Annotated in this window: 17 protein-coding genes; 9 read left to right on the forward strand and 8 right to left on the reverse strand. The window is 46.4% G+C overall.

Going from position 1 to position 17,265, the window contains the following annotated elements; genetic code table 11:
- Positions 1 to 11 precede the first annotated feature (11 nt).
- Positions 12 to 917, reverse strand: coding sequence for a bestrophin family ion channel (locus QUA36_RS22395; RefSeq protein ID WP_333162857.1), 906 nt, complete (start codon positions 915 to 917; stop codon positions 12 to 14).
- A 370-nt stretch (positions 918 to 1,287) separates the two neighbouring features.
- Between QUA36_RS22395 and recJ the strand changes: the two genes are divergently transcribed.
- Positions 1,288 to 3,384 carry a single-stranded-DNA-specific exonuclease RecJ gene (gene recJ / locus QUA36_RS22400; protein ID WP_333459158.1) on the forward strand — a complete coding sequence of 699 codons (2,097 nt, stop codon included), beginning with the start codon at positions 1,288 to 1,290 and terminating at the stop codon, positions 3,382 to 3,384.
- Between the two features lie 121 nt (positions 3,385 to 3,505).
- Here the strand turns inward: recJ and psb30 are convergent, their stop codons facing one another.
- Positions 3,506 to 3,646 (reverse strand): photosystem II reaction center protein Ycf12/Psb30, encoded by a 141-nt coding sequence (gene psb30, locus QUA36_RS22405; protein ID WP_015175616.1) that lies wholly within the window; start codon positions 3,644 to 3,646, stop codon positions 3,506 to 3,508.
- A gap of 353 nt (positions 3,647 to 3,999) precedes the next feature.
- Here psb30 and QUA36_RS22410 point away from each other — a divergent pair, with 353 nt between their 5' ends.
- From QUA36_RS22410 to QUA36_RS22420, 3 genes are all read left to right on the forward strand, one after another.
- On the forward strand, positions 4,000 to 4,368 hold the full coding sequence (locus QUA36_RS22410) for a YkgJ family cysteine cluster protein (RefSeq protein WP_333459159.1): 369 nt from the start codon (positions 4,000 to 4,002) through the stop codon (positions 4,366 to 4,368).
- Between the two features lie 172 nt (positions 4,369 to 4,540).
- On the forward strand, positions 4,541 to 4,864 hold the full coding sequence (locus QUA36_RS22415; RefSeq protein WP_333459160.1) for a hypothetical protein: 324 nt from the start codon (positions 4,541 to 4,543) through the stop codon (positions 4,862 to 4,864).
- Positions 4,865 to 5,120: 256 nt separating this feature from the next.
- Positions 5,121 to 5,408 (forward strand): YggT family protein, encoded by a 288-nt coding sequence (locus tag QUA36_RS22420; protein WP_333162866.1) that lies wholly within the window; start codon positions 5,121 to 5,123, stop codon positions 5,406 to 5,408.
- Positions 5,409 to 5,632: 224 nt separating this feature from the next.
- Here QUA36_RS22420 and QUA36_RS22425 read toward each other — a convergent pair whose 3' ends face one another.
- From QUA36_RS22425 to QUA36_RS22435, 3 genes are all read right to left on the reverse strand, one after another.
- Positions 5,633 to 6,064, reverse strand: a complete 432-nt coding sequence (locus QUA36_RS22425) for a hypothetical protein (protein WP_190657424.1) — start codon at positions 6,062 to 6,064, stop codon at positions 5,633 to 5,635.
- Positions 6,065 to 6,171: 107 nt separating this feature from the next.
- Positions 6,172 to 7,149 (reverse strand): shikimate dehydrogenase, encoded by a 978-nt coding sequence (locus QUA36_RS22430; protein WP_333459161.1) that lies wholly within the window; start codon positions 7,147 to 7,149, stop codon positions 6,172 to 6,174.
- 170 nt (positions 7,150 to 7,319) lie between these two features.
- The gene (locus QUA36_RS22435) at positions 7,320 to 8,684 is read right to left on the reverse strand and encodes a P-loop NTPase fold protein (protein ID WP_333459162.1); all 1,365 of its coding nucleotides are present in this window, start codon (positions 8,682 to 8,684) and stop codon (positions 7,320 to 7,322) included.
- A gap of 315 nt (positions 8,685 to 8,999) precedes the next feature.
- Between QUA36_RS22435 and QUA36_RS22440 the strand changes: the two genes are divergently transcribed.
- Positions 9,000 to 9,263 carry a hypothetical protein gene (locus tag QUA36_RS22440; RefSeq protein ID WP_333459163.1) on the forward strand — a complete coding sequence of 88 codons (264 nt, stop codon included), beginning with the start codon at positions 9,000 to 9,002 and terminating at the stop codon, positions 9,261 to 9,263.
- Positions 9,264 to 9,757: 494 nt separating this feature from the next.
- Here QUA36_RS22440 and QUA36_RS22445 read toward each other — a convergent pair whose 3' ends face one another.
- The gene (locus tag QUA36_RS22445) at positions 9,758 to 12,535 is read right to left on the reverse strand and encodes a phycobilisome rod-core linker polypeptide (RefSeq protein WP_333459164.1); all 2,778 of its coding nucleotides are present in this window, start codon (positions 12,533 to 12,535) and stop codon (positions 9,758 to 9,760) included.
- Positions 12,536 to 13,002: 467 nt separating this feature from the next.
- Between QUA36_RS22445 and QUA36_RS22450 the strand changes: the two genes are divergently transcribed.
- Together QUA36_RS22450 and QUA36_RS22455 are read left to right on the forward strand one after the other, a co-directional pair.
- Positions 13,003 to 13,158: a hypothetical protein gene (locus QUA36_RS22450; RefSeq protein ID WP_333162876.1), complete on the forward strand. Its 156-nt coding sequence runs from the start codon at positions 13,003 to 13,005 to the stop codon at positions 13,156 to 13,158.
- A gap of 60 nt (positions 13,159 to 13,218) precedes the next feature.
- Positions 13,219 to 14,397, forward strand: a complete 1,179-nt coding sequence (locus tag QUA36_RS22455; protein ID WP_333459165.1) for a class I SAM-dependent methyltransferase — start codon at positions 13,219 to 13,221, stop codon at positions 14,395 to 14,397.
- A 236-nt stretch (positions 14,398 to 14,633) separates the two neighbouring features.
- Here the strand turns inward: QUA36_RS22455 and QUA36_RS22460 are convergent, their stop codons facing one another.
- The gene (locus QUA36_RS22460) at positions 14,634 to 14,915 is read right to left on the reverse strand and encodes a hypothetical protein (protein WP_333459166.1); all 282 of its coding nucleotides are present in this window, start codon (positions 14,913 to 14,915) and stop codon (positions 14,634 to 14,636) included.
- Positions 14,916 to 15,372: 457 nt separating this feature from the next.
- On the opposite strand from QUA36_RS22460, the gene QUA36_RS22465 reads away from it, so the two are divergent.
- Positions 15,373 to 15,546: a hypothetical protein gene (locus QUA36_RS22465; protein ID WP_333227457.1), complete on the forward strand. Its 174-nt coding sequence runs from the start codon at positions 15,373 to 15,375 to the stop codon at positions 15,544 to 15,546.
- Between the two features lie 95 nt (positions 15,547 to 15,641).
- Positions 15,642 to 15,782, forward strand: a complete 141-nt coding sequence (locus tag QUA36_RS22470; RefSeq protein ID WP_333113881.1) for a hypothetical protein — start codon at positions 15,642 to 15,644, stop codon at positions 15,780 to 15,782.
- A 498-nt stretch (positions 15,783 to 16,280) separates the two neighbouring features.
- On the opposite strand, the gene QUA36_RS22475 is transcribed toward QUA36_RS22470, so the two are convergent.
- A complete protein-coding gene (locus tag QUA36_RS22475) occupies positions 16,281 to 17,228 on the reverse strand; it encodes a hypothetical protein (protein ID WP_333113879.1) in 948 nt (315 codons plus the stop codon).
- Positions 17,229 to 17,265: the final 37 nt, after the last annotated feature.

Raw genomic sequence — 17,265 nt, forward strand, 5'->3', positions numbered from 1 at the left:
ATGGAATGACTCTACTTATCTTTCACCTGTTCGTGAACGCTAGGAGATAAAGAAATTAAATCGTCGATATTGCGCTGCATGGCAGCACAAATATTGTCTAAAGGCAAATCATTGGCATCGTGCCCGAAGGGATTTTCTATTTCAATGCCGATTTCTTCGATGCCGAACAAAGTAAAACTAATTAAAGCCACAACTAAGCCAGTTCCCCAAGTCAAATCTTTCACCATTTGAAAGGGCAGTGCCAAACAGTAAAGCAACAATAGTTGTTTCAGGTGAATCGCGTAAGCCAAAGGGATAGGCGTCTTCAAAATCCGCTCGCAGCCTCCTAATACATCTATCATAGAATTGAGCAACTGATTCATAGCAGTTAACTGATAGACATCCAGGCAATTGCGCTCGTACTGCTCGTGCATATAATCCTCAATCCAAAAGGCAATTTCTAGGGGCGGATTGTTCATTGATTTGAGCTTTTGGTACTGCGCTGGCGACATTAACGGCTCCAACTCTGGATTGACTGATTGTTGCCGCAAGTGCAGTTTCATCGCCACTGCAAAGGCAGGTAACAGGCGCAGGGCTGACTTTTTGAGTTCTATATCCTTCGGGTCTTTTTCCTCAATGGCTACCCAGATTTGGCGCGCTAAATTGCGGACATTATTGACTAAAGTTCCCCAAGCTTTTCGACCTTCCCAAAATCTTTCGTAGGCTGTATTTGTCCGAAAAACTAACAGTAAACCCAGGACAATACTCGGTACAATACTCGATAAAATGGGCATGGAAACAGGCAACTTAAAAAAGTGCAGCACGGAAATAAAAACTCCAAAGCTGCCGCACAGCAAAACGCGGGGCAAAATTGAGGGAATGACAGACCCCCGAACCTGTAATGCAATTTTAAACCAAGGCGGTCGATCGCCACTCATGCAAGTCTCCTCATTAAATTAAATTAGCCCCGCCCTAGCGCGGGCAGCGCAAATGCCTGGTAAACTTAGTTCTTTGGCTGTCACCAGTCGATTGGAGATTCGAGATTTTAGATTGGCTCCACAGATAAATCTGGAGGGTTTGAACTTAGGTCTAAAATTTTTGGTCTCTACGACTGCTGTCAGCGCTTGTATCCCTATTTGGGTGGGGTGAGAGCTTCCAAAAAAAGCTTTCCTACAAACAACCTTTGGATTTTACCCAAAAAACTCATCTTTACGCTCAATCTAAAACCTAAAATCTAAAATCTACAATTGATTCACGGAGGAACTTAATTCGGTAAGATTAACTATGTATCTTTAAACCTCAGCTTCCGTGCAAGAGCTACCGACATCTGTGCCCCCGCATTTTCACCGATTGCCAAACCAACGGTGGCAAATTTATTCGCCTCAACCACAGCAAGCCGAACAGTTTGCCACTGAAATCGGTTTGTCGCCCTTGCTGGCACAGGTACTGATTAACCGGGGCATCGATTCTCTGAAAGAAGTGCAAGGGTTTATCGAACCGGAATCTCTGGTTTTGCCCGCGCCAACCGATGAGTTTCCAGATTTGGCTGCGAGTGTCAAATTGTTGCGGGAGGCGATTTCGGGAGGGCAAAAAATTGCTATTTGCGGCGACTACGATGCTGACGGGATGACGAGTACGGCTTTGTTGCTACGAGCTCTCAGGGCTCTGGGCGCGAATGTGGATTATGCTATTCCCAGCCGGATGCGAGAAGGTTATGGGATTAACGATCGCATTGTAGAAGAATTTCACTCCGAAGGTGTCGCTCTCATTCTCACGGTTGACAACGGAATTGCAGCCTACGGCCCGGTTGCTAGAGCGCGAGAACTCGGTGTCAAAGTTATTATTACAGACCACCACGATTTACCTCCAAAACTGCCGCCTGCCGATGCTATTCTCAACCCGAAATTAATCGCTGAATCTTCGCCATATCGCGGTTTGGCTGGCGTAGGCGTTGCTTATGTTTTGGCTATTACTTTGGCTCAGGATATGCAGAAAGTTGGGGGATTAGTGAATCCACTGCTGGAGTTATTCACGTTGGGAACTATTGCGGATTTAGCGCCTTTGACTGGAGTTAACCGGCGCTGGGTGAAGCGGGGTTTGCGGCTGTTACCTCACTCGCAATTGGCGGGTATTCAGGCTTTGATTCAGGTAGCTGGAGTCCAGCCGGGAAGTGCGGAAAGTTTACCTCTTCTGAATTCAAAAAGCCAAGCTAGCAATACGTTAAAGCCTGAAGATATTGGTTTTCGGCTTGGGCCCCGGATTAATGCTGTGGGGCGGCTGGCTGATCCTCAAATTGTGATAGAGTTGCTGACTACGGACGATCGCGAATTGGCTCTCAAAAACGCGATGCAGTGCGAACAAATTAATCAGCGCAGGCAGGAGTTGTGCCAGGAAATTGAGCAAGAAGCTATCGCTTGGTGCGAGAAAAGTGATCTCGATTTGCAGCAAGAACGAGTTTTAGTTGTCGTGCAACCCGGTTGGCACCACGGGGTGATCGGGATTGTGGCGTCTCGGTTGGTGGAACGCTACGGCGTACCTGTGTTTATTGGTACTTTTGAGGATGAGGCTGGCGAAAACGAGGCTGTAGAGACGGTAGCCCATAAAATTGTTCGGGGTTCGGCGAGGGGAATTCCTGAGTTTAATGTATTTGACGGGCTGAATTTTTGCGCGGATTTATTAACTAAATTTGGCGGGCACAAAGCGGCGGGCGGTTTTTCTATGCCGGCTGATAATCTAGAACAATTCCGCAATCAACTGTCAATTTTTGCAAATCAATGTTTGCAACCGGAACACCTAAAACCGCTGGTTTCAGTTGACGTGCGAGCGGATTTAGCTGAGATTAATCTAGACCTTTACCGACAAATTGATGCTCTGGAACCTTGCGGGATTGAAAATAAGGCTCCTGTATTTTGGACACCTAATGTTTGCATAACTGAACAGAAAATTGTTGGTAAAGGAGGTCACGTTAAACTAACTGCAACTCAAGATGGAAATGTATCGGCTAGTGTGAAGGCGATTGCTTGGCGTTGGGGGGAATATTTTCCTTTGCCTCGGCGGGTTGATATTGCTTACCGATTGCGGGAAAATAGTTTTAATGGCAAGACATCGGTGGAGTTAGAATTGTTGGGCGTCCGGTTGCCCGCAAGTGTTGCTAGTTCCAGGCAGCCGATGTTCGGAAAAGTTGAGTTTGATTATTGCGATCGCACTTATTCTTGCAGTCTGTCTCCCGCCGGTTCGATCGAGGAATTGAGAATTCGCAACTCTCAAGGGCAAGTTTTGGCTGTTGCACCCGGACAAAACATCGGTTTGTTAGGTAACTCCCGCAAAGATGCTAGAGAAGTCGATGTATCTCTACCTTTTTTTGAGAATTTGATTCAAACTGCTAAACACGCCCTTGGTATTTGATAAGTCGCTATTTGATAAGAAAGCTCGTGCTGCTGGGAAAATTGGCGATCGAGCGTTGTGAATTTTGAATAATTTAAAACTCAAAACTCCCAACTCTTGATCGCCCCGGAGCGTGCTATAATTACAGGTCGCCGCCTTTAGCTGCCAAGAGAAAAATCACGATCGGGCCAGAAAGCACGACGGCTGCGAGTAAAGCTACCTGAACAATGAGTTGGTAGTCTACACCACCCAGACCACTGAAAAGATCGGTTATAAAGTCCATTTGTCCTCCTGACTGTAGTGATTAAGTCTAGATTGTTGAATTAGAAAATCCGCTTCTGATTTTACCGGGCGATCGACCATATTTTTTAAGGAACTTTACAAAATTCAACAAAATGTAAACTACGATCGACCTCTCAGTCACAGGAAACCAGGGACTTGATGCCCCTTCCCGGAAACTCCCCCCAATCTCAAATCTCAAATCTCAAATCGAACCCCCTTTCGGGATATCCGTCTCCGGCGGGCCCTGGCAATTGATATACTTTAAGAGCCCCAATTTCCTAAAGTTTGGCATTTTCCACACAATGCTCCGAATCTAAAATCTAAAATCTAAAATCTAAAATCTAAAATCAAACTATGGCTACTTGGCGTTGCGTAAAGCAGTGCGGTGCTTGTTGTTACCTCGACCCAACAGAGCGCCCTGACTTAGACGAGTATTTATCTGAAGACGAATTAGCGGTCTATTTGAGCTTAGTCGGAGATGACGGTTGGTGTATAAATTTTGACAAAACCACCAGAGAATGCGGAATTTATGCCGATCGACCGCGCTTTTGTCGGGTAGACTCAGAGGTGTTTCAGGATATGTACGGCGTTGAGCCGACTGAATTGAACGATTTCGCGATCGAGTGCTGCTTGGAACACATTGAAGATCTTTATGGCGATCGATCTTTGGAAATGATCCGCTTTAACTCGGAAGTCGGAATTCTCGCCTTACCTGACAACTAACCGGCTTGATGCCCCTTTGGGCTTTTGTCCCTCCGGCTCATTTTCCCGATCACCCTCTCAATTCTTTAATCAAAAGTCTAAAATCTAAAATCGAACGATCGTCTGCCGCTTTCTCACCGGGAGAGTGTCAAAATAAACAAATCAAAGAAATATCGCGCAGTTGAGTTGATCCATGAGCAATCGAGAGGGTTTTACAGGGGGATTTATTGCCGGAGCCGCAGTTGGCGGCTTGGTGGGTGCAGTTTTGGGCGCGGTGCTGTCGCGGCGCGCTGCTGAAGCTTTGCTGAGTGAACCTTCAGAAGCAAAGACAAGAAAGATCCGCCAGAGGAAAGCCAGTCAACTCGAAGCCGACAGCATGGAAGTAGCAAGGCTGAGTTTAGAAGATAAAATTGCCCAGCTAAATCAGGCAATAGATGACGTGCGGCTGCAACTCGGCGACGTAAACGGCAACGCGCCGGCGCCGGGCGGCGAGGGTTCGATCGCCCAAGACTCCTGAATCCATTTAAAATTTTAGATTAGTCTGGCAGATCGATGCGGGCGATCGGTCAACTGTCGCACATTTCTCTCTTCATCTTTCCAGCCAAAAGGGGGAGATAGAAGGAACAAGGAACAACAAAAACGCTCCCCCTCTCCCCATCTAAGCCTCTCCCTCCTCTGTCACTCCCCCCACTCCCACTCCCCCCACTCCTCCAGCTATGCTAAACTCACAGTTAAAGTGTCTGTAAACTTTACTCAAACTACAAGCAAAATTTATGAGTTCTTCAATAGGCCTTTTGGCAACCACGCTGTCCACATTTCTGCAAATCTATGTAGCCCTGATGATTATTCGGGTGCTGTTAAGCTGGTTCCCTAACATCAATTGGTACGACCCCCCGTTTTCGATTTTGAGTCAGTTAACAGATCCTTACCTCAATCTATTCCGCTCGATTATCCCCCCCTTGGGAGGGATTGACTTTTCACCACTGATTGCGTTTTTTGTACTTCAGTTCGGAGCGGAATTCTTGATCGGTCTTTTGACCAGCTTGCAAACATCCTTGTAGTTTGAAAAGCTTAAGTTTTTAAGCATCGAGCGTAAATTGTTTGGCCGACCTAGCTGCCGGCAACTAAATTTTAGATTTGACATTTTTAGATTAACTCCCCGGTTGAAAAGCTGGGGAGTTAATCGTAAATTAGAAATGAGAAATTGCCGGCTACTCAACAATCGAAAATCGAAAACTGCATCGCAATTTCACCGGCAGCCAACCCAAAATCTCCAAGAGTTTCGTTAGCGCCGAACCACGCCAGTAAAACCTGTAGCTTTAAATTGCTTGAGTTTCAAAGGTGTTCGTTGATTGGCTGCAACGGAAATTCTGAGCTGAAAATCGCTAACTCCGGGAGGAACTTCTTCTATAGAACCCAAGCGAGTGCGGTTTTGCATCACCGGATTGTCGTCGGCATCATAAATGCGGCCGAAAATATCGGCATTAACAACTGGTTTACCGGTGCTATTTTCAGCTTTCCCAGTAATCAAAAAGCAGGTAGCTTCCATAGAACTGCCGCTGGTGACTGTTCCTTCTCCCATTTCTGCCGGACATTCGCGATAAGAAAGGTCGGAAAGTTTAATCTGCGTCAGAGCCCAAGCAGGTGGAGTGAATACCAAACTAAAAATTCCGATTAGGCAAGTAGCAAAAAAAAGGCTGATAGCTCGAAATTTCATAAATGGCGGGGCAAGTATATTTTAATTCTCAGCTTAGCGCGAATTCAGCCTCAAATTCCTACTTATATGAATTCTGAAAACTACAGCTACTTTTTGAAGAAATGGCATTAGTCTAGACCTAAATGCTGTCGCAAGGCTTGGCGCATCACATCGACTGGGACGGATTCTTTATCCAGCCAAATTTTTAAGGCGGCTGCTCCTTGTTGAACTAGCATTTCGAGTCCGTCAATAGCTCGTGCTCCCCGAAGCTGTGCATCTTTGAGAAACTGGGTAGGATTAGGGGTGTAAATTAAATCATAGACGATCGCACCTGCTGAAATTCGATCGATCTCACCAGCGGCAACCGGCGACTTTTCCCCCTGCGGATACATCCCCACAGGCGTCGTGTTCACCAGCAAATCTGCCTGCGAGATTAAACTTGACAAATTATCCCAAGTATGCACCTGCAAATTCTGCACGGGCATTGGAGAATTGACCCAACTCTGCTGAAATTCCGCTAAATTTGATTCGCTGCGGCCGACAACGTGAATCTCTGCACATCCCAATTGAGCACATCCAGCCACAACAGCTCTCGCGGCCCCGCCATTTCCCAAAATTACTGCTACTTTCTGACTCCAATCGGAACCCCCCCTAGCCCCCCCTTGGTAAGGGGGGGGACATGATTCCACAGCCGTATTGCCGCTTTCTAAGGGAGATGTCGGCTCTTTAGCCCCCCCTTGGTAAGGGGGGGTTGGGGGGGTTTGCAGCGGCGCGAGAAAGCCTTCAACGTCAGTATTTGTGCCGCACCAACCTTTGTCAGTCAGGTATACGGTATTGACTGCGCCGATCGCTCGGGCGATCGGGGAAACTTCCGACAGCAGGGGTAAGATGGCTTGTTTGTGCGGAATCGTGATGCTAAATCCCCGAACGCCGATCGCCGCAAATCCTGCAAGAGCAGCTTTTAAATCCTCTGGTTTTACCGGAAACGGCAGGTAAACAAAATCGACTCCCAAGTGGGAAATAGCAGCATTGTGCATCGCCGGCGACAGAGAATGTTCGACGGGATGACCAATTACTCCCAACAGTTTAGTAGTGCCTTTAATCATTTTTGTTAGTTGACTGTTGACTGTTGACTGTTGACTGTTGACTATTGAGTTTTGTTAGTTTTCATACCAGATCCTGCTACAGTTGGGCCCTTATTCTTTAGTCAGCTAGGAGTGAATCTCGTTGGTTCAGAAGCGATTTTCCTCGCCGAGTGACTGTAAACAGTCAACTGTTAACTGTCAACTGTTTGCCGAAACTCTTTGGCGTCAGCCAAAATCGGATTGACATCAAACCAATAATCTTCGCCGTAACGGTATTCAAACACCCAGAGACTCCGCAGCAATATTTGGTATTTAGTTTCCCCGTTCACAGTTTTGGTAACGGATACTTGGCGCAGCAATTGCCACTCATCAGGTTCGATCGCCAAAGTAAGCTGGTGGCGGCGCTGGACGATCACATTTTCCAAAGTTTCCCGCGACAGAGGAGGGTCTTGTTTCTGCAGACAGCCATACAGTAGTTGCAGCAAATTGCGGACATGACCACCGCTGACTCGACACAGGCGATCGAGAGTTTCCGCAGAGTCGAAAACTTTGCCCACCAAAGCATAGCGCTGCGAAGGATGCACCGTCGGAAAAGCCCGCGCCAGAACCATCTGCCGCAGCAATTCCACACCCTCAGAGCACTCTGAACCGTCGCTCAACTGCACCGGCACCATCGGCAAAACCTTCGGATCTACCCCAAATCGATTGGTCAACTGGCCCAAATCGTTAGAGAAAATCAGCACCAAAGGAATTGTATACACGACGTGGCAATTTAGTCTTGCCAATTGTTCGCCGCGATCGACAAAAAGGTATTCCGGCTGCAGTCGCCCCGTCGGTTTCGTGCACAGGTGTATGCGATCGAGATTGTCGATAATTACTACAAGTCCTTGTTTCCCTTGGCGTTTGAGTTCTTGATTAGCCGGCTCCAGTAACTCCTTATTAAGCGCATCTAAAATTACGTTAGTTCGCGGCTCCAAATATTGCCTCAACTCCGATCGCAGATTCGGAGCATCTTTCGCTTTAGCAGTAATTTTGCCAATTCCCAACGCCAGAGAAAATTCTCCCTCCGTGCTGGCATTTATTTCCCCAAAACCCGGAACATTAGCTTCCGCGCTCAAGTCTATTTGAGTTTGAAAAACATCAGCAATCCCTTTAAGCAAAGCTTTAAAACCCGTCGGTTGCAGCTTAATTTTCATTTTCTCGATGCTTTCGCTCACCTGACGAGCAACGCTCAACAAAATGTCAGTGATATCTACATCTGCCATGTCTAAGTCTTTACTCGACTCAAAATAAACAACATGAAATCCTTGTTGCTGCAATTGAGCTTGCAGCCGCAGCAATTCTGTTGATTTACCAGAGCCGATGTGACCGGTGAATAATTGACAGGTAGGTGCATCGGGGGACAGACGGCTGATGGTACGCTCCAATTGTTCGACGATTGTGCCACCCCGCACTGAAGAGAAATCGATATAGTATTGTCGGTCTTGTTGATTTGCTACTGCCAGGGTGTAGCTAGGATTGCAGGCGCTATAAAATTTCTGTAAATTTAGTTCCATACCCTGTTCGCTCAAAACTACATTATGCCCTAATAGCTTATTCGTTTCGCTACTTGACTAATCAGAACAAGTGGTTCGTTTATTCTGCTGTTTTATTTTGCGGTCAATATCTTGATGTAGCTCATACAATTTTAGATTTGAGATTGGGAATGGCTCATCACTATTGCGCTTTATATCTGACCTAGCGTGGTATTTTTTGGGGAAATTTTTATCATAATAGGCGCTAACCAATTATACCTAATTTTTGCCCACAGGGAATGAAGGGAAGTCACTAATACCCGATAACTAGGCAATCGATCTGTCTGTGCCACGATTTTGTATATTGAAATAAACGACGAAGAGTGGGCGATAATGTTCTCGCGTCAAAGTGGCTATTTGAGTACGGTTAACCGAATAGATAAAGGGCGGGAACTTGCACCCGCCCCGATGCGGTTATCAAGTCAAGATCAACTCAAATCTCAAACCTCAAATCAAATTGCAGCAGCAAATCCAGTGGCAAATTTAAAACTGTTGGCTGCACCGATTCAGCAGATTTGGCACCGAGCAAAAACCGATACTTGCGAAGGACAACAGTCGTAGAGAGATCAAGATTTTAGGCTCTTATTCAAGGTCAGAGATTCATCTGTGGAGTAAATCTAAAATCTAAAATCTAAAATCGACTGACAGCGCTATTTTCCATAAATCTTACCATTCGTTCAGGTACACCTCCTGAAGCGTGGTTTTGACCTGTAACCAGCCTCTGGCTAGCAACAACGTAAACTTGAAAGTTGGGAAAAACTACAGCCAAGAATAAAACTGATGCTAGAATTTTACCAATTTCAATAATTGTATAAACACGAGGCAGAGCCTCTGGATATGCGTTACCAGGCTCAGCGTGGGAACGAGAAAAACACTTAAAGATTTTGGATGTAAGAAACGATATCCAGTCTCTTACTACAAAATCACAATCCTCCGCGACCTCTATCGCCCAAAGTGAATATCCTATAAAAAAAGGGCTGGCAATTATACCAGCCCTTCAACTAATTTGAGATGTTAAATTAGCAGTAATCTAACATCTCAAACCTCAAATCAATCTAGCTTCTGTCGATCGCAGCCACAGGCTCAAAACTCGGAACCACAATTTCACCATTCTGCTTAGTCAACTGGTTGTACAGCCTTTCGGTATTCGGGAAATTAGCAGCCGGTAGAGTCGGAAAGCGGCGGTAAGGAACAGTATCCTCACCAAAAGCCTCCGCATATTCAACGCTGTTCAACATCGCGTTGATAAAGCCCTTAATCCCTTTACTTGCCAAGATTTGGTTATAAGTCCGAATCTCCGCTTGATTGCGAGGAGCACGGCCCAAGAAGTGCTTCGTACCCAACTCAATCACCTTAGTATTGGGATAAGGTGCGTAGAACTGTTTGATGTACAGCGACGAGCAGCCCAAAGCCTCAATGAACTCCTTGAGATTGATTTCATTGTTGCCCAGTTTGCTTTCCAGCGCCGTGAATTCATTCTTCACAACGTAGGGGTTTAAATCGCGTTCAAAAATTTGACGGTAAGCAGCTTGAATTAAAGTTTTCAAAGCTACTTTGTCCGAAGTAGTCGTCAGCTTGAACATCTTAGTTTGTTCACGCCGCTTGCTGACACCTTGAGCAATCCGACTTTGCAACTCGATATCGCCTCGATTGCCTGCTGCACCGAGTTCGATAAACCGAGGAGTTTCTGGCGTCTGAGCTTGGAGATTTTGCTCAGCGACGGAACCCGATCGCATCGTCCGCATCGACAAACCACCGGGAGTCACATAGCGCTCGTAGGGAACTGTATCTTCCCCAAAAGCTTCGTTGTACTCCATGCTGTCCATGATGCTATCGACCAGCGCGTAGAAACCCTTCTTGGCGCAAATGTCAAAGTAAGCGTTCATTTCCTGACGGCCGTAGGTAGGGCGTCCCAGGAGTCGGCGGTGAATGTACTCGATCGCCTTACAAACGTAGAGCTTGCTCCAGTACATATTGCGGAACACGTCCGACTTCGCCAACATCCGAATAAACTCGCGCATCGGAATCTCGCCGTTTTCCAGCTTAATTTCCGCTACCTTTTGGCGCTGGCCGTCGAACACATCGCGACCAAACACTTGCAGGTAAGCAGCCCGAATCACCGCTTGTGTGGAACTTTCGGTAAATTTGACACTGGAAGCATTGCTGTAGCTGCTAGAGACACCGCGGGCAGTTTTCTTGGAAGCAACATAGTTGCTCGGTAACTGATCTAATTTAAAGACCTTGGGGCCGAGAGAGCCGGGAGCAGCACCGCGAGCCGCCGGATTGCTCAACTGATTGTCAATACCTGCACCTTGACGGATCAGGATACGGCGAGTGTCTTTGCCGAAGGGAGCCGGACGGCTCTTGGGGTTGCGAGTTTCTTTCGGGAAAATCGCGCCGAACTGAATTTCTAAGGGGTCATTGCCAACACCGTAAACGTGCTGGTCTGGCAGAGGCTGGTTGTAGCCAGCAAACAAGGTGATGAACTGAGGAACCTTGCGGAACGGAGCGCTGAAATTGAACAAATCAATTTGCGGGCCCCAGTTGCGACACTCCTGAGCTTCTTGGCCCAAACCGCGCAGGTAAGGCACTGTTTCTTCGCCGAAGTAATCGGAATACTCCTGGGAATAAACCATCGCGTCTACCAGGGCTGGCAGGCCGCCTTTGCTGACGATCGCAAAATACTTGCTAAATTCCTCCCGCGAGCTCAAACCGCGGCCGAGGAAGTGGCGGGCGGCAAGTTCTACAGCGCGGCTGTTGACAAACGGCTCGTAGAATTGCTGACGGTACAGAGGAGATTTGCCAAGGCGGCGAATAAACTCTTTCATCGAGATTTCGCCATTTTTGACCTTGGATTCCAAGTCAGAAATGCTTTGGCTGTATGCGCGGGTAATATCGCGCTCGAATACTTGGCGGTAAGCTGCTTTGATTACTTCTAGCTTTTCTGCCGAAGACAGACCGGTTTTCATGACGAATTTCGCCCGTCGCTCGGCTGCGTTGAAGTAAATTTGAGGCAGTTGCAAGCCTTGCTGGTCGTTGCTTTCGCGCTGCCGCACCTTGTCTGAAGGTGTGGGAGCTTTGAATTCGGTAATTGCTACGTCGAAATACTGTCCGACGATCGCACTTGCCTCTGCATTGTTTCTGAAATAGCCCAAAGATGCTGCCTTCATTTCCTGCATTGCCACAATTGTGGCCGCCGAAGAGCAAGCATTTTCGATGATTTCCCGCAATCCGCGCACGTTCACCGAAATAATGTTCGGGTCGCCAGCGACAATTGCGTAGGTGATGTAGCGCAAAAACCAGCTCAAGTCGCGCAGAGATTTGGTCATGTTGCCCGGGCCGTAGCGCGAGACATTGATCGGCTGAAATCCTGCGGGGATTGGGCCGCTGTAGCCGCCACCGTTGCCAGAAAATAGATTTCCTAGCCCCAAGAAACCACCGCCGCCACCACCGCCGTTGCCACCGCCTGCGCGGCTTTCAACGTAGGTGACATTTCCCAGTTTCATGCCTTCAGAGACATTCGCCGAGCCGCGGCGAGCCGCGCCTGCTACAGCCATCGCAGGTTCTTGTGGTCTTTCCAAAAATGCCAGCGGGGAACCGCCGGTAAAAATCCGGTTGGCTGCGCGGGATACTATCAGTTCCGAGTTTTGGGTCAGCGTCGCAGAGATATCGATCCGAAGAGCCCCTGAACTGAAATAACTTGCCAGTTCGCTGAGTTCGCCCCGCTGTAGAAAGCGGTCTTGCTGTTCTGCTTGCGAAATTGTTGCGACCGGTACAGTTTGATATAGTTGCGGACGCGCAACCGAGCTTCCACCACTTGCTTTTACAGTCATTAGACTCCTTAGCTCCCTATCCAAATAGTTGCAGCATTTAACCAGACTAACCTTGCCTTCTGATGCAGGTCAAAGTAGGTATTTTTGCTTTGTTTACTTTTTGCCTTTACCTGTCACGAGGTTCGGGCGCGCTTACTTTCTTAGATTAAAATGTTTTGGTTTCATCTTTCTGCCTGCGGGGAAATGTCCTATCCGAAGGCAGGCACGGGGTACTCCCTCCGCTGCACTCCGCCGGCATACCCGTGGAAAAAAAGACTCGGCAGGAGAGTTGCCTTTGGGCGATTGTAGCCAGTGCCTTGAATTAAAGGAAAAGAAAATCAAAAATTTTCTTCTGCCTGTTTCGGGGCTTTTGACTTTCTGCGGAAAGACGCCTCCGCTTTACCCGACAGTTCAGCGGTGGGTTATTGACAGTCCTTATTTGTTAAAAAGCCTGTCGAGATTTATTGTATAGATTTAAGAGAGCTTATATGAGAAAAAATGATAAGTTTTATTACGCAGAAGCTGTCAGGGCTTGGCTACCAGGGGTTAGTCGATCGCCCGATCCCTCTGTTTCAGGCTTGCCAAACTATCGCGCAGCGACACTTTTGTGGCGAGTAACGCAGCAAAAGAAGTGCTTGGCGTAGCCGTGTTACCCCGTAGCTACTGACAACCAATCTCAAAACCCACGCACTATTACCTCACTTATGGATACTACGCCTGATATCAGTGCTGCCGTGCGGCGGCTTTACGATACTTTCCCTTTCCCGCCCGATCCTTTGTCAGATGAACCGCCCCCAGGATACAACTGGCGCTGGAGTTGGCCTGATGCTTACAATTTTTGCACTGGCCAAAAGCCGCCAAAACTCGATATTCGGATTTTAGACGCTGGCTGCGGCACTGGTTCGAGCACCGATTATCTGATTCACCTCAATCCTGAAGCTTCGGTGACGGCGATCGACCTGAGTGAAGGTGCTTTGAAGGTAGCACAAGAACGCTGTCGCCGATCGGGGGCGCGCGAAGCTGATTTCCGCCACCTCAGCCTGTACGATGCCGCCGAGTTAGAGGGCGAGTTTGATTTGATCAACTGCGTGGGCGTGCTGCACCACTTACCCGATCCGATTCGGGGCATTCAAGCGCTGGCGGCGAAGTTGGCAAGCGGCGGTTTGATGCACATTTTTGTGTATGCTGAGCTCGGACGCTGGGAGATTCAACTGATGCAAAGGGCGATCGGACTTCTTCAAGGCCCGCAAAAAGGTGACTATCCCGATGGTGTGAAAGTCGGTCGTCAAATCTTTGCTTCTTTACCAGAAAACAACCGTCTTGTCAAGTACGAAAAACAGCGTTGGGCAGGAGAAAATCAGCGGGACGAATGTTTTGCTGATATGTACGTTCACCCGCAGGAAATTGACTACAATATCGAGACTTTGTTCGAGTTAATTGATGCTTCGGGATTGGAATTTATCGGTTTCTCAAATCCGGGATATTGGCAGTTAGAAAGACTTTTGGGGAAAGCGCCGGAATTGATAGAAAGAGCTCAGGGTTTGACGGAACGGGAGCTTTATCGATTAATTGAATTGTTGGATACGGAAATCACTCATTACGAGTTTTTCTTGGGCAAAAAGCCTGTTAATAAAATTGATTGGTCGGACGATCGGGCACTTTTGGCGGCAATTCCAGAGTTGAGTGGTTGTATGCACGGTTGGCCTAGTCAACAAGTGTTTGATTGCAACTACCAATTGCTCAATTTGTCAAGTGCGGAATTTGAGTTTTTGCAAGCTTGCAATACCAAAACTGTGGGAGAGATTTTGGCGGATGTGGAGATGGGATTGGATGAAGTGCGATCGATCTTATCAAAACAGCTAATTTTGCTAACACCAAGTTGAGTCGTAGGGTGCGTCACTTGCCGTTATTTTCGCTAACAATCGATAATCTCGAACTGACGCACCTTACCATTTCTGTTAAATTCCTAATTAATCAAGGCTTTACAGTTAGAGGATTAACAGCCGTAATTTGTGAATAAGGAGCGAAATCAGCAATGTTAAAAGTTAGGATATGGGTTAAACCATGAGCTAGCATAGCAGCAACTAGCCGCGCATTTTGTATCTACGAGAAACGGCATTTAACCTCTGTCTCCATAAATGCTCTCTCTGCTAATAGCTTCATCTGAAAGAGTGGGGAGATTTAGGGTACGATGACTGTCAACCCATTCTTGAAATGCTATTGACCATTCTGTTGGGGTAGCTGTTTCATAAAATGGAGGTTGTTGAGGTTCAATTAGCTGTTTGAGCATCGCATCTAGTAATGGTTTAATTTGATCCGCCGTGCGGTTGGTGATTTTTGCCAAAACTTGAGTAATTGTCTGTATGTCTTGTTGGTGAGATTGCTGAAGATTGTGCAGCATAATTATCCTTGAGTGCAAGTTTTTGGGCTGATGAGAGCGGGGTCGATCGCACTTTTTAAATTGATTTTAATATTATAACTGTAGCGCAAAGCCTAGGAAGTAGGCGATTGCTCGTTCCCAGGCTCCAGCCCATTGGTGACAAATTAAGAGTGAAACCATTGATAAATCTCGCATTTAGCTAAGTCTAGATCCCCCTAAATCCCCCTTAAGAAGGGGAGTAGGGGTTGACTTTGAGAAGACTCTTGTCCCCCCCTTGTTAAGGGGGGCTAGGGGGGATCTGAGCTTAATAGTCAAACAGCAGTCTGTGATTGGGTTTGACGTTAAGTTGTCACGAATGGACTCCAGCCTGGGAACCAGTTAATCCTGGATGCAGGTACTAGGATTTTCTGTCATTGCGAACGTAGTGAAGCAATCTCAAAGCTGACGCACCTTTCCCAAATCCCAAATCCCAAATGGATTGACACAGGCCCCCGTCTGCGGCTACGCTTTGAAGTTAGAGGTTGCTTTGCTTGTAGAGGAAGTAGCCCGCGTCGCCCAAAAATCTAGTTGCACTGCCCAAAGCTGCTACCAACAGCAATGGACAGCTAACCGCCAAACTGGTATCAGCAGTCTGGAGGCTAACGGAGTATGATAACACTCTCTGTAGCCGCCCTGCTATGCGTTGAAAAGCGGGGCGGCTGGGTTTTTGGGTTTTTCTAGAAAACCTAAAACCAGGAGAACATAATTATGTCACAGGAATTCTTGCCTGACGACAACAAATTCGATCGGCCAAATGACGGCTCAGCAGCAGAATCGGAACAGGATGTGGTGTGTGTAACGGTGACAGGTTCGCCCAAGGGTGTCAGGGAAACCATACTCACCTTGTAAGTAACCGGACACAATTAATTACATCAAGCCTTTTGAAGAGGCAAGGTTTTTAGGCGGTATTTTGGGTAATTAATTGTGTCCTACTACTTACCGCCTGGGATTTGCCCAAGTTGGCGATTGGAGTCCCCTACAACGTGCAGCTAATCTGAACCAAGTGATGAGTGTGCTGATTCGCCGTCGGAAGCGCAAAGCGTAGGTGTTTGCTCGTTCCCAGGCTAAGGCCTGGGAACACATTCCATGAGCATCTGCCTCCTGTTTTTGTTTTTATCCGCTAGCGAGGCAGAGCCTCTGGATCTCGGTTCCCAGGCTAAGGCCTGGGAACCAGTTAATAAGACAAATATCAGGCACGTTATTTTACTCAATCAGGATAAGAGCATATCCTGATTTAGAGGCTGAAACATCTATAAATCAAGCTAGGCGGGGAAACTCCAATATCCCCGCCTAAGCCCTAGAAACCCTGCTATTACGTGAAAAAATCGGTATTTCCTCTTTAACCATTCATTTTAATTTTCCAAATTCTATATGAAAGTATCTTTCTTTTTTACTAATAGTTTGATATTCACCATTCAAATCAGCCTGATTTGTTAAATACTTAGCCGCTAAATTAAAATCAAAATCAAATGTTTCTGTGTAAGTGTTTCTTAAAGTGTATTCTTGTATTTTGTTAAGATTAAATCGTCGGCTTTCAAATATAGAAAGTAGTTTACTGTCATCAGAAAACCATAAAGAGTTCTCTAACAAATCTGAATCTATATCAACAACATTACCTTCAAAAGTGACAACTAAATCTTTATTTCTCTCAAATTTACTAGAAAGGTTTGCACCTCCCTGGGCATCAACGAAAACTGTATCAACTCCTGTATTGATAGAACCTGATTTCTGTTCATTATCAATTTCCATAATTCTTAGCGACTTAGCTCCCATCCGACCGAGAAGCACTATTAATTCATCATCCTTTTCTAAAGCTAAGTTTTTATGATAATGTTCAAGACGAGTCAGACGTAAACCGTCACGGGGATGTTGAGTATAAGTGCCAATTGAAAGATTGCGACTTCTAGGATATTTTGTTCTAGCCATCTCAAGCGATATAATTTCCACTTTCTCCATTTGACTAGCGATATTTGGTAAAATATTTGCGATAGTCTTTCTTATAAGCATCTTAGGAAATTGAGTAGACAAGGCTTCAAGAAAGTTAAATTCACCATCCTTTATCTTATCAGTAGGTGACAGAAAACTAAATATAAAATCAATAGGACTAGCTTTAACTTTAGCTTTGTTTTCTTCTTCTTCTAACAGTTTTGCAAATTGTTCTTCGCTTTGTCGTATAATTTCAGCCTCTTGTTGTAACAAAAAACTTTCTATGTTATAGTTTTTGATTGAAAAAGATTCTCTTTCACTTTCAGTATCAATAGTTGTGTTAGCATGAGCAATTTTTATGATTTTCATTTCTATTCACTCCTCTTCTAGCCTAAATTACTGTATT

Source organism: Microcoleus sp. Pol10D4 (genome assembly GCF_036701555.1).
GTDB lineage: Bacteria > Cyanobacteriota > Cyanobacteriia > Cyanobacteriales > Microcoleaceae > Microcoleus.

Bases quoted from the DNA above. Each gene is read 5' to 3' on its own strand.
- QUA36_RS22395 (WP_333162857.1), bottom strand. From the start codon at position 917: ATGAGTGGCGATCGACCGCCTTGGTTTAAAATTGCATTACAGGTTCGG.
- psb30 (WP_015175616.1), bottom strand. From the start codon at position 3,646: ATGGACTTTATAACCGATCTTTTCAGTGGTCTGGGTGGTGTAGACTAC.
- QUA36_RS22410 (WP_333459159.1), top strand. From the start codon at position 4,000: ATGGCTACTTGGCGTTGCGTAAAGCAGTGCGGTGCTTGTTGTTACCTC.
- QUA36_RS22415 (WP_333459160.1), top strand. From the start codon at position 4,541: ATGAGCAATCGAGAGGGTTTTACAGGGGGATTTATTGCCGGAGCCGCA.
- QUA36_RS22420 (WP_333162866.1), top strand. From the start codon at position 5,121: ATGAGTTCTTCAATAGGCCTTTTGGCAACCACGCTGTCCACATTTCTG.
- QUA36_RS22425 (WP_190657424.1), bottom strand. From the start codon at position 6,064: ATGAAATTTCGAGCTATCAGCCTTTTTTTTGCTACTTGCCTAATCGGA.
- QUA36_RS22430 (WP_333459161.1), bottom strand. From the start codon at position 7,149: ATGATTAAAGGCACTACTAAACTGTTGGGAGTAATTGGTCATCCCGTC.
- QUA36_RS22435 (WP_333459162.1), bottom strand. From the start codon at position 8,684: ATGGAACTAAATTTACAGAAATTTTATAGCGCCTGCAATCCTAGCTAC.
- QUA36_RS22445 (WP_333459164.1), bottom strand. From the start codon at position 12,535: ATGACTGTAAAAGCAAGTGGTGGAAGCTCGGTTGCGCGTCCGCAACTA.
- QUA36_RS22450 (WP_333162876.1), top strand. From the start codon at position 13,003: ATGAGAAAAAATGATAAGTTTTATTACGCAGAAGCTGTCAGGGCTTGG.
- QUA36_RS22455 (WP_333459165.1), top strand. From the start codon at position 13,219: ATGGATACTACGCCTGATATCAGTGCTGCCGTGCGGCGGCTTTACGAT.
- QUA36_RS22460 (WP_333459166.1), bottom strand. From the start codon at position 14,915: ATGCTGCACAATCTTCAGCAATCTCACCAACAAGACATACAGACAATT.
- QUA36_RS22470 (WP_333113881.1), top strand. From the start codon at position 15,642: ATGTCACAGGAATTCTTGCCTGACGACAACAAATTCGATCGGCCAAAT.
- QUA36_RS22475 (WP_333113879.1), bottom strand. From the start codon at position 17,228: ATGAAAATCATAAAAATTGCTCATGCTAACACAACTATTGATACTGAA.